Source organism: Streptomyces sp. NPDC001781, assembly GCF_053596035.1.
On sequence record NZ_JBSFFI010000004.1, the window covers coordinates 183,641 to 195,584 of the forward strand.

Here is an 11,944-nt window from a genome sequence, read left to right on the forward strand (position 1 = left end):
GAAACAGGCCGGGCCCTCAGCCCAGCGGCGCCGTACGCGCCCAGGGGCGCAGTCGCTCCAGGTCCTCCGCCACCGCCAGCAGATCAGCCTCCGTGCCCGGACGCCCCACGAGCTGGACCGCGGCCGGGGCGCCGCTGGGCAGAGCACCGAAGGGGACCGACATCGCGGGCCAGCCGGTCAGGTTCCAGACCGGGGTGAAGGGCGAAGTGGCCGTGTTCACCGCCACGTTGGCGAGCCAGCTCCGCTGGTGCCAGGGGGCCGCCGCGGGGGATCGGCGGGCCAGGGCCGGGGTGAGCAGCACGTCGTACTCGGTGAGGAACGGCAGCAGCCGGGCGCGGAGCCGGTCGCGGGCGGTGCCGGTGCGGACCGAGCGGACGAAGCGCCGGCCGACGGCCGCGTGGGTGCGGGTGCGCGGGGCGAGCCGGGCCGGGTCCAGCCCGGCCGAGTCCACCGCCGTGCCGGCTGTCCAGTGGCGCAGCGCGGTCACGCCCAGGTCGAGCGGGTAGGGCGGCTCGGCCCGCCGCACCGTGTGCCCGGCACCGTTCAGCAGGGCCGCCGCCTCGCGGACCGCCGTGCGGAACGGTGCGCTCACCGTGACCCCGGCCAGCGGGCTGCGTACGGCGGCCGCTATGCGGCGTGGCGTACGCTCCCCGGATGCCGGCAAGGCGGTCTCCGCGAGGACGGCGAGCATCAGGCGCAGGTCCTCGACGGTGGTGGCGAGGGGACCGTTCTCCGACATGCCGAACCAGTCGCCGTGGCCGATGCCCGCGGGGACCACGCCGTGGCCCGGCTTCAGGGTCACCAGACCGCAGGCGGCCGCCGGGATCCGCAGCGAACCCATGCCGTCGTTGCCGAGCGCCAGCGGGACCAGGCCCGCGGCGACCGCCGCCGCGCTGCCCCCGGAGGAGCCGCCCGCCGTGCGGCTGAGGTCCCACGGGCTGCGGGCCGTGCCGTGAACGCCCTCGGTGGTGCCGAACACGCACAGCTCGGGCACGTTGGTCAGACCGACCACGACCGCGCCCGCCGCGCGCAGACGCGCCACGGCCACGTGGTCCTCGGCGGCCGGGGTGTCCGGCGTCGCGGCGGAGCCGTTGCGGGTGGACTCGCCGCGCACGCCGAGGTTGTCCTTGACCGCCACCGGCACGCCCGCCAGGGGCAGTTCGGCCAGATCCGGGCGGGCGCCGACCTCGTCCGCCTCCGCCAGGGCCGCTTCCGCGCGCACGGCGCGGAACGCGCCGACCCGCCCGTCCAGCTCCGCGATCCGCGCGAGATGCTCCGCCACCACCTCCCTGGGGGCGACCCGCTTCCCGCGGACGGCGGCGGCGATCTCGGCGGCCGTACGGCCCACCCACGTACTCACGGGCACTCCTCGGGGACTCCGGGTGCGCGGACGGCGCGCACGGCAGCACTGTGCCCGCTCCCGCGCCCCACGTCGAGAGGCCGGCAACCCCGCCGTCCGGAGGCGCGGGCAGGGGCGAGCGCAACGACGTGCCGCGCCCCCCCGGAGCCCGCGGGGAGCAGCCCCTGCGGCGCGGTCAGCGCGTCGTGCCGAGCCGGGTCGGGCGCAGGAAGTCCCTGACGTAGGTCCGCTCCCAGCAGGCGCCCGTCTCGCGCAGCTCACGCCAGGTGGTGAAGCGGTAGCGGAAGAGGCGGGCGCGGACGAAGCGGGGCGGGGCACCGGGCGGGAAGGGCGAGACCCGCAGCAGGCGCAGGGTGTCGCGGTCGCCCTCCAGCAGCTTCTCCACCAGCCTGCCGAACCAGTCCCCGGCGTAGGCGGGTGACAGCGCGACGAACCACATCAGCCAGTCCAGCCGCAGATGGTACGGCGCGAACTGGCGCGGCCAGCGCCGGGGATCGCCGGGCTTGCCGTGGAACTCGTACTCCCGCCAGTCGCCGTCCTCGCCGGGCCGCTCGTCGCCGGTTCCCTCGATCACCACCTCGTAGCGGGTCCGGCTGACGCTGCCGAACGCGCCGTAGGTGTTGACCAGGCGCAGCGGGTCGAAGGAGCGGTTCATCACCTGGCGCCGGGAGACCATGTTCATCACCGGGCGGGAGCTGAGCGCCAGCAGGATCACGGCGAGCGCCGACACCAGCACCTCGTACCAGAGCGGAGCGGCGGGCACCGGGGGCGCCTCGGCGGGGAGCCGGAGCGCGGACAGGGCCAGCACGATGGTGATCCAGTTCAGCCAGGCGAAGTTCCCGGAGAGCACCAGCCAGAGCTGGGTCACGATCATCAGTGCGGCGGCCGCCGACGCGACCGGCTGCGGTGTGAACAGCAGTACCGGGACGGCGAGTTGGGTGACGTGATTGGCGGCCGCCTCCACCCGGTGCAGGGGCTTCGGCAAGTGGTGGAAGAACCAGCTCAGCGGGCCGGGCATCGGCTGGGTCTCGTGGTGGTGGTCGAGGCAGGTGAGCTTGCGCCAGCAGACGTCACCGCGCAGTTTGATCAGCCCCGCGCCGAACTCCACCCGGAACAGCACCCAGCGCAGCAGGAACAGCACCACCACCGGTGGCGCCACCTCGTCGTTGCCGAGGAACGCCGCGAGGAAGCCGACCTCCAGCAGCAGTGTCTCCCAGCCGAACGCGTACCAGGTCTGCCCCACGTTCACGATCGACAGGTACAGCGCCCACGGCACCAGCCACAGCACGATCCCGGCCCCGAGCGGCAGCGCCGAGTCCGCCCCCGCCAGCAGGGCCGCCGACACAGCGCAGCCCGCCCAGGCGCACCCCGCGAAGAAACGGTCCGAGTAGTACCCGTGGAACAGGCTCGGCGACTTCTTGAAGGGCACCCGCGCCAGGTAGCGCGGTACGGGCAGCAGCCCGCGCTCGCCCAGCAGCGGCCGGAACTGGCGCACCGCCGCCAGGAACGCCACCAGGTAGAGCGCGGCCAGTCCGCGCTGGAGCACCAGCCGGCTCAGCAAGTAGTCGGGGGCGGTGAACCACTCCATCGCGCACGTACTCCTGCCTCGGCGGCTGCCGCCCGGCCGGGGCCGCTCCCCGCCCGTGGCGTCCGCCCGCTCTTCCGGGTACCGCGCCGCGGCCCGCGCAACCGGTACGCGCCGGGCCGGAGCACCCTGCCCCGCCCCACTCGAAGATTCCTGCGTTTGCTGGCAAGGTGGCCCCATGGCTGATCGGGGTGCGAGTGCCCTGTCACTCCCGGAGAACCGGCCCGCGGACCCGGAGACGATCCTGGCGCTCAACCACATGGGCAGCTTCGACTGGGACCTGGACGCGGGCCTGCTCCACCTGGACGCCCGGGCCCACGAGATCTTCGACCTGCGCCCCGGCGAGTACGACGGCCGGGCCACCTCCCTGGCCCTCAGGGTCCCCCCGCCGGACGCGGCCCGGCTGGACGCGGCGATCGCCCGTGCCATCAAGAACGGCAGCGAGACCTACAGCGCCTACTTCCGCGTCCGCCGTCGCGACGGCGCCGTCCGCTGGGCACACAGCCAGGGCGCCATCCGCCGCGACGGCTCCGGGCGGCCGCGCAGGGTCGTCGGCCTCCTCCGCGACGCCACCCGGGAACTCGCCGACAGCCCCGCCGGCGCCCCGCGCACCGCGCAGGAGGAGGCGTTCCGCCAGCAGGCCGGCATCGTGGAGGCGGTATCCGCCGCGCTCGCCCACGCACGCAGCGTCCAGGACGTCATCGACGCCCTGAAGGACACCCACGGCATCCGCCACCTCGGCGCGGCCAGTGTCGTCATCGGACTGGTGGAGGCCGGGCGCATCCGCCTCGTCGCGGAGGGTCCCGCCGAGAGCTCCGTACCCGGCACCAGCATCACCCGGATCGACGAGCCCTATCCGATGAGCGAGGTGGTGCGCACCCTGGCGCCCCGGTTCATCGAGTCGCCCGAGGAGTTCGCCGAGGAGTACCCGATCCTCTGGCCGCACATCACCGACCTGCACATCACCTCCGCCGCCTACCTCCCGCTGATCGCCCAGGCCCGTCCGCTCGGCGCCATGGGCCTGCTCTACGACGACCGGCGCGGGTTCTCCGCCGAGGAACGCGCCGTGCTGGTCGCCCTCGGCAGCAGCATCGCCCAGAGCCTCCAGCGCGCCATGCTCTACGAGCAGGAGAAGGACCTCGCCCAGAGCCTCCAGCAGGCCATGCTGCCCCGCACCATCCCCGGCGTCCGGGGCGCCGACGTGGCCGTGCGCTACCGGGCCGCCGCCCTCGGCCGGGACATCGGCGGCGACTGGTACGACCTGATCCCGCTGCCCGGCGGCCGGGTCGGCGCCGTCATCGGGGACGTCCAGGGCCACGACAGCCATGCCGCCGCCGTCATGGGCCAGCTCCGGATCGTGCTGCGCGCCTACGCCGCCGAGGGGCACACCCCGGCCACCGTGATGGCCCGCGCCTCCGTCTTCCTCGACGAGCTCGACACCGACCGCTTCGCCACCTGCCTGTACGCCCAGGCCGACCTCTCCACCGGTGTCGTCCAGGTCGTCCGGGCCGGCCACCTCGACCCGCTGCTGCGGGACGCCGACGGCACCACCCGGCGCCTCCACCTGCAGGGCGGGCTCCCGCTCGGCCTCTCCGCCGAGTTCGGCCGGCTGGAGTACCCGGTCGCCACCCTGGAGCTGGACCCCGGCCACACCCTGCTGCTGTGCACCGACGGCCTGGTCGAACAGCCCGGCGCCGACCTCGACGACGGCATGCGTGAGCTGGCGGAACTCTTCGCCGAGGGACCGGACGACGTGCGTGAGATCGCCGGACGCCTGATCGCCATGGCCGAGGAACGCGGCGGGGAGGACGACGTCGCCCTGCTCCTGCTGCGCCGACGGGAACCCGAGGAACCCGGAGCACGCGGCCGGCTCCGCCAGCACGTCGCACCCGGCGACCCCGACGCCCTCACCCGCGCCCGGCACCTCATCGGCGCCGAGGTGCGGGCCTGGGGCGCCGGGGAGCGCGCCGACGAGATCGAACTCGTCGCCGACGAGCTGATCACCAACGCGCTGATGCACACCGAAGGCTCCGCGACCGTCACCCTGCGCCTGCTGACCGGCGGCGAGCGGCGGCTGCGCGTCGAGGTGGAGGACTCCTCCAGCGCGCTGCCCCGCCGCCGCGAACCGCAGGACGACGGCGTCTCGGGACGCGGGCTGCTCCTCGTCGACATGCTGGCCGACGCCTGGGGCGTGGAGGCGCGTGGCGGCGGCAAGGCCGTGTGGTGCGAGTTCCGGACGAACCCGGACGGCTGACCGCCGCCTGTCACCGCGGCCCGCCGGTGGCACCCTGGACACATGCCGGAACTGCCCGAGGTAGAAGCGCTCAAGGACTTCCTCGCCGAGCACCTGGCCGGACGCCGGGTGACCCGCGTGCAGCCGCTCGCCATCAGCGTGCTGAAGACCTACGATCCGCCGGTCGGCGCCCTGGAGGGCACGGAGATCGCGGCCGTGCGCCGGCACGGCAAGTTCCTGGACCTTCAGAGCGACAACGGCCTGCACCTCGTCACCCACCTGGCCCGCGCGGGCTGGCTGCACTGGCGTGACGCCGTGCCCGACGCCCCGCCGCGCCCCGGCAAGGGCCCCCTGGCGCTGCGTGTGGCGCTGGAGGGCGGCGAGGGCTTCGACCTCACCGAGGCCGGCACCCAGAAGAGGCTCGCGGTGTACGTGGTGCGCGACCCGGCCGAGGTGCCGGGGATCGCCCGGCTGGGCCCCGACCCGCTCGCCGACGACTTCGACGAGGAGCGCTTCGCGGGGCTGCTCAAGGGCGAGCGGCGCCGGCTCAAGGGCGCGCTGCGCGACCAGTCCCTGATCGCCGGGGTCGGCAACGCCTACAGCGACGAGATCCTGCACGCGGCCGGGATGTCCCCGTTCAAGCTCGCCGCCTCCCTCACCCCCGAGGAGACCACCCGCCTCCACACCGCGCTGCGCGGCACCCTCACCGAGGCGGTGGAGCGCTCGCGGGGGGTCGCGGCCGGGCGGCTGAAGGCGGAGAAGAAGAGCGGACTGCGCGTGCACGGCCGTACCGGCGAACCCTGCCCGGTGTGCGGGGACACCATCCGCGAGGTCTCCTTCAGCGACTCCTCGCTCCAGTACTGCCCCACCTGCCAGACCGGCGGCAAACCGCTGGCCGACCGCAGGCTGTCCCGCCTGCTGAAGTGAACCGCGCCGGTCACCGCGCGGGAAGGGTCACCAGCCGCTCGCCCTTGTCCGTGCGCACCTCGTAGTGGTCGATGTCGTCCGGTCCGAGCGAGGAGCCGGCCGTGGTCGCGGTGGTGCCCTCGTCGTGCGCGCCGACCGTCCAGCCGCCCGCCACCTGCTCCGAGCCGTCCCGGCCGACCACGATCAGCCGGCACGAGTGCGGACCGGCGCTGTCCCGCACCTCCAGGCGCAGCCCGCTGCCCCAGCGCTCCCCCTCGGTGGTGACCCGCGCCCAGACCCCGGTGTCCGGATCGGTCGCCGCCGTGACCCGGGACGAGGGCTGCCCGTGACCGGCGAAGGCCATCAGCGAGGGACCGGCCACCGCGAGCACCACCGAGGCGGCGAGCCCGTACAGGACTCTGCGCCGGCGGGCCCGGTGGCGTACGGCGATCTCGCCGAGCAGCCGGTCCAGCAGCCGGGGGCCGGGCTGGGCCAGTACGGGTACGAAGGCGGGCGTGGCCTCCCGGTACAGCATCAACTGCCGTGCCGTGGGGCCGAATTCGGCCGCGTCCGTCGCACACTGCGAGCACTCGGCGAGGTGGTCCTCGAAGCGGAAGGTCTCCGCCTCGTCCAGCACGCCGAGCGCGTACGCGCCGACGGCGCGATGCCTTTCCAGGGACCTCATGCCGAATCCTCGTGCCTATGGGTGCGGGTGGGGTTACGCGGTGCACCCATTGGTACGCACCGGACGCCGGAATGACTCAAGCCGCACGCAGAAACCCGATGGGGATTCGGAGCGGCCGGGGCCCCGGATTGGTCCGAGTTCCAAGTGGCCGAAAAGCCCGCCGGGTCCGGTGTCCCGGGCGGGCTCAGAACAGATGGATGGCCAGGTGGCCGAGCGGCAGGCCGAGCCGCCAGGCCGGGGTCCACACCTTCGGCCCCTCGTCCTCACTCCAGGGCGCGCCACCGCCCGGCACCGCGTCCAGGTCCGGTGCGAGCAGCTCGGTCTCCTCCAGCCAGCGCCAGGCGTCCCCCGCGAGCGCCAGGTCCGGGTCGGGGGTCCTCGAAGCGGCCGCCCGGGCCGTGAGTTCGGCCATCCGGCCGCCGATCCACTCCTGCCACGGCTGGTCGTAGGCCGTCAGGGAGAGCCAGGTCTCCAACTGCGAGATGACCCGGACCCCGGAGAGTTCGCCCTCGGTGTCGGACAGGAAGACGGTGAGCGCCAGCGCGTCCCGGCCCGCCCGGAACTCGAAGGACGTCGGCGGCATCAGGTCGCCGGTGCGCAGCAGCTCGTCGGCGATGTACTCGGCGTAGAACCAGGCCATCGGGACGGTGAGTTCACCGCCGCCGGGGCCGCTCGTGCTCTCGTGGCCTCTGTGGAGCATCCCTGCCTGCCTTCCTCCGGTGCGTGCGCGTCGCCCGAACCCGGCCCCCCGCCCGGAACACGGATGAGGACAGCTCATGGCCCCGACGGGGGTCACGGCAAGGCGCTTTACCGAGGCTTGACCAGGCGTCCGGTTTCACCGCAGGTCAGTCGCGTATCCCGGAAGGACCTGGCGCAGGGCGCGCAGTGCGTAGTACGCGCGGGACTTCACGGTACCGGGTGGAACGCCCAGGATCTCCGCGGCCTCCGCCACACTGGCCCCGCGGAAGTACACGAGTACCAGCACGTCACGGTGGTGCGGCGTGAGTGTCTTCACAGCCTCGCGGACGTCGAGCGCGGCGGCGGCCCGCTCGGCGTGGTCGGCGGTGACGCGCGCGCTCTCCGGCACCTCTTCCACCACCTCCGGAGGCCGGGCCCGCCGTGCCCGCCGGGCGTCGATGGCCAGCCGCCGGGCGACCGTCAGCAGCCAGGGGCGGGCCGAGGCGAAGTTCTCGGCGCGCAGCGCCTCGGGATGCTGCCAGGCCCGGACGAGGGTCTCCTGCACCAGGTCCTCGGCGCGCTGCCGGTCCCCGTCGCTCAGCCGCAGCAGCAGCGCGAAGAGGGGCCGCCCGTGCTCCCGCGCCAGCGCGGCGAGTTCGTGCTCGGCGGTCGTCGTCCCTGGGGCAGTGGTCCCGGCCGTCATGGCCGTATGGCAGCGCAGCCCGGCCGCCGGCGACACCCCGCGCGCACGCCGGTGCGGCGGGCGGTCGCCCGGGCGCGGTGAACGGTCGGACGAACGGTCGCCCTGCGGCCCGGCGGCACCGGATGGGCTAGGGGCTGTTTGGGCGGCAGGTCAGCTTCATACCCATATGCCCGTCAGAACTTGTCTGTCAATACGACAAGTACCTTCCGGCGATCCCGGGGTGAGTTGATGATCGGACGCAGGCACCAGGTGGGCCTCGCGCTGACCGCCGTGCTCGCGGCGATGGCCGCCTGCCAGCATCAGGACCGGGCCGGGGCTGGATCGGGGCAGCCCGCGCCCCCCGGGAAGGGCTTCACGCTCGTCGCCGCCGGTGGCGTCCAGCCGTACGCGTCCGCCGCCGACCGGGCGGGCTTCGACGCCTCCGGCGGCGGGCACGACTTCCGCCCCGTGCTCGCCGGAGCCCGGCCGGCCGTCTCCGGGGCCGACCTGGCGCTGTGTCACCTGGAGCCGGTGCAGGGAGCCGACGGCGACCCGGCCGTCGCCGCGCTGCCCCCACTGGCCCAGGCCCTCGCCGCCACCGGCTACGACAGTTGCTCCACCGCGTCCCCGCAGGCCGACGCCGCCGGGATCACCCGCACCCTGAACGCCCTCGACCAGGCCGGCGTACGTCACGCCGGAACCTCCCGCACCGACACGGAGGCCCGCACCGTCACCCTGCTGCGCGCGGGCACCGCGAAGGTCGCCCATCTGTCCTACGCCTACGACACCACCGGCCGGTCCGGGGCGGTGGACCCGGCCGACGCGGGCCGGATCGCCGCCGCCGCGCGGGCCGCGCGGAAGGCGGGCGCCGACGTGGTCGTGCTCTCCGTCAACTGGGGCCCCGCCTGGCAGGACGCCCCGGACGCCGGGCAGGTCACCCTCGCCAGGCAGCTCACCGCCGCCCGGACCGGCGGCCGCCCCGACATCGACCTCGTCCTCGGTGACCACGCCCACGTGCCCCAGCCATACGAGAAGGTCAACGGCACCTGGGTGGTCTACGGCATGGGCGACCAGATCGCGGACGGCGGCGACGGCCCGGGGGAGTGGCGCGGCAACGAGTCCACCCTCGCCCGCTTCGCCTTCGCCCCGCCCACCGGGCCCGGCGCCCGCTGGGAGGTGAGCCGCGCAGAGTTCCTGCCCCAGGTGTACGACCTCGACGCCGGCCGCGCCATCGACGTGAACCGGGCCGTCGCCGCGGGCGCCGACCTCGCCGCCATCCGAGACCGGGTACGGAAGTCCGTACTGAGCCGGGGTGCGGCCGAGGCCGGGCTCACCATGGGGCAGTGATCACTCGGCGGGCGTCCGCCGGGCCAGTGCCGAGTGCCGGTAGGAGTAGCCGAAGTAGATGACACAGCCGACCAGGAACCAGACGGCGAACCGCACCCAGGTCTGCCACTCCAGGAAGGTGACCAGCCAGAGCGAGAACAGCGCGCCGAGCGCCGGGATGAAGGGCATCAGCGGGGTGCGGAAGGCGCGCGGCAGGTCGGGCTGCCGGTAGCGCAGCACGATCACCGCCACGCACACCACCACGAAGGCCAGCAGGATGCCGATGTTGGTCAGCTCGGCCGCCTCGCCGATCGGCACGAACCCGGCGATGGCGGCCGCCCCGGCGCCCACGACCCACGTCACCCGGGTCGGCACGTGCCGGGTGGGGTGCGTCTTGGCGAACCAGCGCGGCAGCAGGCCGTCGCGGGCCATCGAGAACCAGACGCGGGTGACGCCCAGCATGAAGGTGAACATCACGGTGAGGATGCCGATGATCGCGCCCACCGCGATGACGTCGGCCAGTCCGCCGAGGCCCACCGACTTGAAGGCCGAGGAGAACCCGCTCTCCGGGTCGATGTCCTTGTAGTTCTGCATGCCGGTGAGCACCAGGCAGGCCGCCACGTACAGCACCATCGAGATGATCAGCGAGTAGATGATCGCCTTCGGCATGTGGCGCTGGGCGTCCTTGGACTCCTCGGCCGCGGTCGACATGGCGTCGTAGCCGAACACCGCGAAGAACACGGTGGCCGCTCCGGTGAACGCGCCGCTGATACCGAAGGGGAAGAAGGGGTGGTAGTTCGCGGTGTCGATGTGGAAGAAGCCCACCGCGATCACCAGCAGCACCACCAGTACCTTCAGCGCCACCACGAAGGTCTCGAACCGGGCCGCGCTCTTCATGCCCTGGTTCAGCAGCCAGGCGATCAGCAGGCACAGGATCGCCGCGAACAGGTCGACCCGGTGCCCCGAGCCGGTACCGGGCGCGCCCAGCATCCAGGCGGGCAGATTCGCGCCCGCCTCCTCGACCAGGAAGCTGAAGTAGCCGGAGATGCCGATGGCGACCACCGCCACGATCGCGGTGTACTCCAGCAGCAGGTCCCAGCCGATGAACCAGCCCACGAACTCGCCGAGCACCGCGTACCCGTAGGTGTACGCCGACCCCGCCTTGGGGATCATGCCCGCGAACTCGGCGTACGACAGAGCCGCACAGGCGCTCGCGAGGCCGGCGATCAGGAACGACACCACCACCGCGGGCCCGGCCTTGCCGTTGGCGACCGTGCCGGCGAGCGTGAAGATGCCGGCGCCGATGATGCCGCCCACCCCGATCGCGGTGAGCTGCCACATGCCGAGCGAACGGGTCAGACCACCCTCGCCCGTCTCGGCCTCCTCGATGTGTTCAATGGGTTTGCGACGGAGAATCCCCTCACCCGAACGGATCTTGGCCACGCGCCTCACCTCTTCCCCGACGGCAAACGGCTGACGGCGGATCATGATGGCTCAGGGGCGGTCCGTTCGGAAGGCGCCACGCACGACGGCTCAGCCCACGGTCCAGTCCGGGACCCAGGTACCGGCGCCGCGCCGCGTCCCCGCCCCGCCGGTCAGATGCGTGCGCAGGGCGGTCAGGGCCGGGTGGGCGTTGGCCCGGTCCCAGATCAGGGAGTGCGGATAGACCGGCGTCGGCCCGGTGATCGGGATCAGCCGCACACCGTGCCCGGCGGGCCGGGGATGCTCACCCATGAACGTCGCCAGCTCCGGTGACCCGGCGATGCGCTCCAGCATCGCAGCGCTGCCGAAGTTGGGTCCCGCCGAGTCGATGGTGAGTCCGAACTCCGCCGCCAGCGAGGTGTAGTACGCGGCCCACTCGACGCCCTCCACGATGCCCGGCATCCAGATCCGGTGTCCGGCCAGCTCGGCCGGTGTCACCGACTCGGCGTCGGCGAGAGCGTGCCCGGGACCGGTGAGCAGACGCAGCGGCTCGTCCAGGACACGGGCGCTCGCCAGGGTCGCGGGCAGCGGCCGGCCCGGCATGCCGACCGCGCGGAAGGTCGCGTCGACCCGGCCCGCCTGTACGGCGGCGACGGCGGTGTCGGCGTCGAACAGTGTGACCACCTCCAGCTCCACCCCCGGATGAGCCTCGTGGAAGCCACGCAGCAGGACGGCCGGGGCGACGCGCGGGCCGATCACGTCCACCCGGAGCGCCCGGCGGCCCCGCCGGACCGAGGCGGCCGCCCGCTCCCCGGCCAGCAGCAGTGCCCGCGCGTGCGGCAGGAACGCCCTTCCGTCGAGCGTCGGTTCGGCGCCCCGCCCGGTCCGGTGGAACAGGCGCACCCCGAGGTCCCGCTCCAGTGCGGCGATCCGCTTGGAGACGGCCTGCTGGGTGACGCCGAGCACGGCGGCCGCCTCCTGGAACTGGCCCGAGTCCGCGACGGCGACGAAGGTGCGCACGGCCTTGAGATCCATCAGCACACAGTACGCCTGCACAACGATTGGTT

At 73.8% G+C, this 11,944-nt stretch carries 10 protein-coding genes; 3 read left to right on the plus strand and 7 right to left on the minus strand.

Features of this window, described 5'->3' with window-relative positions; all coding sequences use genetic code 11:
- Window positions 1–16: 16 nt before the first annotated feature.
- A complete protein-coding gene (locus tag ACWCV3_RS05550; protein ID WP_451218737.1) occupies window positions 17–1,360 on the minus strand; it encodes an amidase in 1,344 nt (447 codons plus the stop codon).
- A 175-nt stretch (window positions 1,361–1,535) separates the two neighbouring features.
- Window positions 1,536–2,948 carry a lipase maturation factor family protein gene (locus ACWCV3_RS05555; RefSeq protein ID WP_451218740.1) on the minus strand — a complete coding sequence of 471 codons (1,413 nt, stop codon included), beginning with the start codon at window positions 2,946–2,948 and terminating at the stop codon, window positions 1,536–1,538.
- 175 nt (window positions 2,949–3,123) lie between these two features.
- Here ACWCV3_RS05555 and ACWCV3_RS05560 point away from each other — a divergent pair, with 175 nt between their 5' ends.
- Together ACWCV3_RS05560 and ACWCV3_RS05565 are read left to right on the plus strand one after the other, a co-directional pair.
- Window positions 3,124–5,199: a SpoIIE family protein phosphatase gene (locus tag ACWCV3_RS05560; protein ID WP_451218743.1), complete on the plus strand. Its 2,076-nt coding sequence runs from the start codon at window positions 3,124–3,126 to the stop codon at window positions 5,197–5,199.
- Window positions 5,200–5,241: 42 nt separating this feature from the next.
- Window positions 5,242–6,105, plus strand: coding sequence for an Fpg/Nei family DNA glycosylase (locus tag ACWCV3_RS05565; protein WP_451218746.1), 864 nt, complete (start codon window positions 5,242–5,244; stop codon window positions 6,103–6,105).
- A 10-nt stretch (window positions 6,106–6,115) separates the two neighbouring features.
- Here ACWCV3_RS05565 and ACWCV3_RS05570 read toward each other — a convergent pair whose 3' ends face one another.
- From ACWCV3_RS05570 to ACWCV3_RS05580, 3 genes are all read right to left on the minus strand, one after another.
- Window positions 6,116–6,769: a zf-HC2 domain-containing protein gene (locus tag ACWCV3_RS05570; RefSeq protein ID WP_451218749.1), complete on the minus strand. Its 654-nt coding sequence runs from the start codon at window positions 6,767–6,769 to the stop codon at window positions 6,116–6,118.
- A 184-nt stretch (window positions 6,770–6,953) separates the two neighbouring features.
- The gene (locus ACWCV3_RS05575; protein WP_451218752.1) at window positions 6,954–7,469 is read right to left on the minus strand and encodes a hypothetical protein; all 516 of its coding nucleotides are present in this window, start codon (window positions 7,467–7,469) and stop codon (window positions 6,954–6,956) included.
- Between the two features lie 135 nt (window positions 7,470–7,604).
- Entirely contained in the window at window positions 7,605–8,150 is a 546-nt protein-coding gene (locus ACWCV3_RS05580; RefSeq protein ID WP_451218755.1) for a sigma-70 family RNA polymerase sigma factor, read from the minus strand.
- Window positions 8,151–8,378: 228 nt separating this feature from the next.
- Here ACWCV3_RS05580 and ACWCV3_RS05585 point away from each other — a divergent pair, with 228 nt between their 5' ends.
- Entirely contained in the window at window positions 8,379–9,476 is a 1,098-nt protein-coding gene (locus ACWCV3_RS05585; RefSeq protein WP_451218758.1) for a CapA family protein, read from the plus strand.
- Here ACWCV3_RS05585 and ACWCV3_RS05590 read toward each other — a convergent pair whose 3' ends face one another.
- Entirely contained in the window at window positions 9,477–10,898 is a 1,422-nt protein-coding gene (locus tag ACWCV3_RS05590) for an amino acid permease (RefSeq protein ID WP_451218761.1), read from the minus strand.
- 90 nt (window positions 10,899–10,988) lie between these two features.
- The gene (locus ACWCV3_RS05595) at window positions 10,989–11,912 is read right to left on the minus strand and encodes a LysR family transcriptional regulator (RefSeq protein WP_451218764.1); all 924 of its coding nucleotides are present in this window, start codon (window positions 11,910–11,912) and stop codon (window positions 10,989–10,991) included.
- Between the last annotated feature and the right edge of the window lie 32 nt (window positions 11,913–11,944).

Coding starts and splice junctions, on each gene's coding strand:
- ACWCV3_RS05555 (WP_451218740.1), bottom strand. CDS start 2,948: ATGGAGTGGTTCACCGCCCCCGACTACTTGCTGAGCCGGCTGGTGCTC.
- ACWCV3_RS05560 (WP_451218743.1), top strand. CDS start 3,124: ATGGCTGATCGGGGTGCGAGTGCCCTGTCACTCCCGGAGAACCGGCCC.
- ACWCV3_RS05565 (WP_451218746.1), top strand. CDS start 5,242: ATGCCGGAACTGCCCGAGGTAGAAGCGCTCAAGGACTTCCTCGCCGAG.
- ACWCV3_RS05570 (WP_451218749.1), bottom strand. CDS start 6,769: ATGAGGTCCCTGGAAAGGCATCGCGCCGTCGGCGCGTACGCGCTCGGC.
- ACWCV3_RS05575 (WP_451218752.1), bottom strand. CDS start 7,469: ATGCTCCACAGAGGCCACGAGAGCACGAGCGGCCCCGGCGGCGGTGAA.
- ACWCV3_RS05580 (WP_451218755.1), bottom strand. CDS start 8,150: ATGACGGCCGGGACCACTGCCCCAGGGACGACGACCGCCGAGCACGAA.
- ACWCV3_RS05585 (WP_451218758.1), top strand. CDS start 8,379: ATGATCGGACGCAGGCACCAGGTGGGCCTCGCGCTGACCGCCGTGCTC.
- ACWCV3_RS05595 (WP_451218764.1), bottom strand. CDS start 11,912: ATGGATCTCAAGGCCGTGCGCACCTTCGTCGCCGTCGCGGACTCGGGC.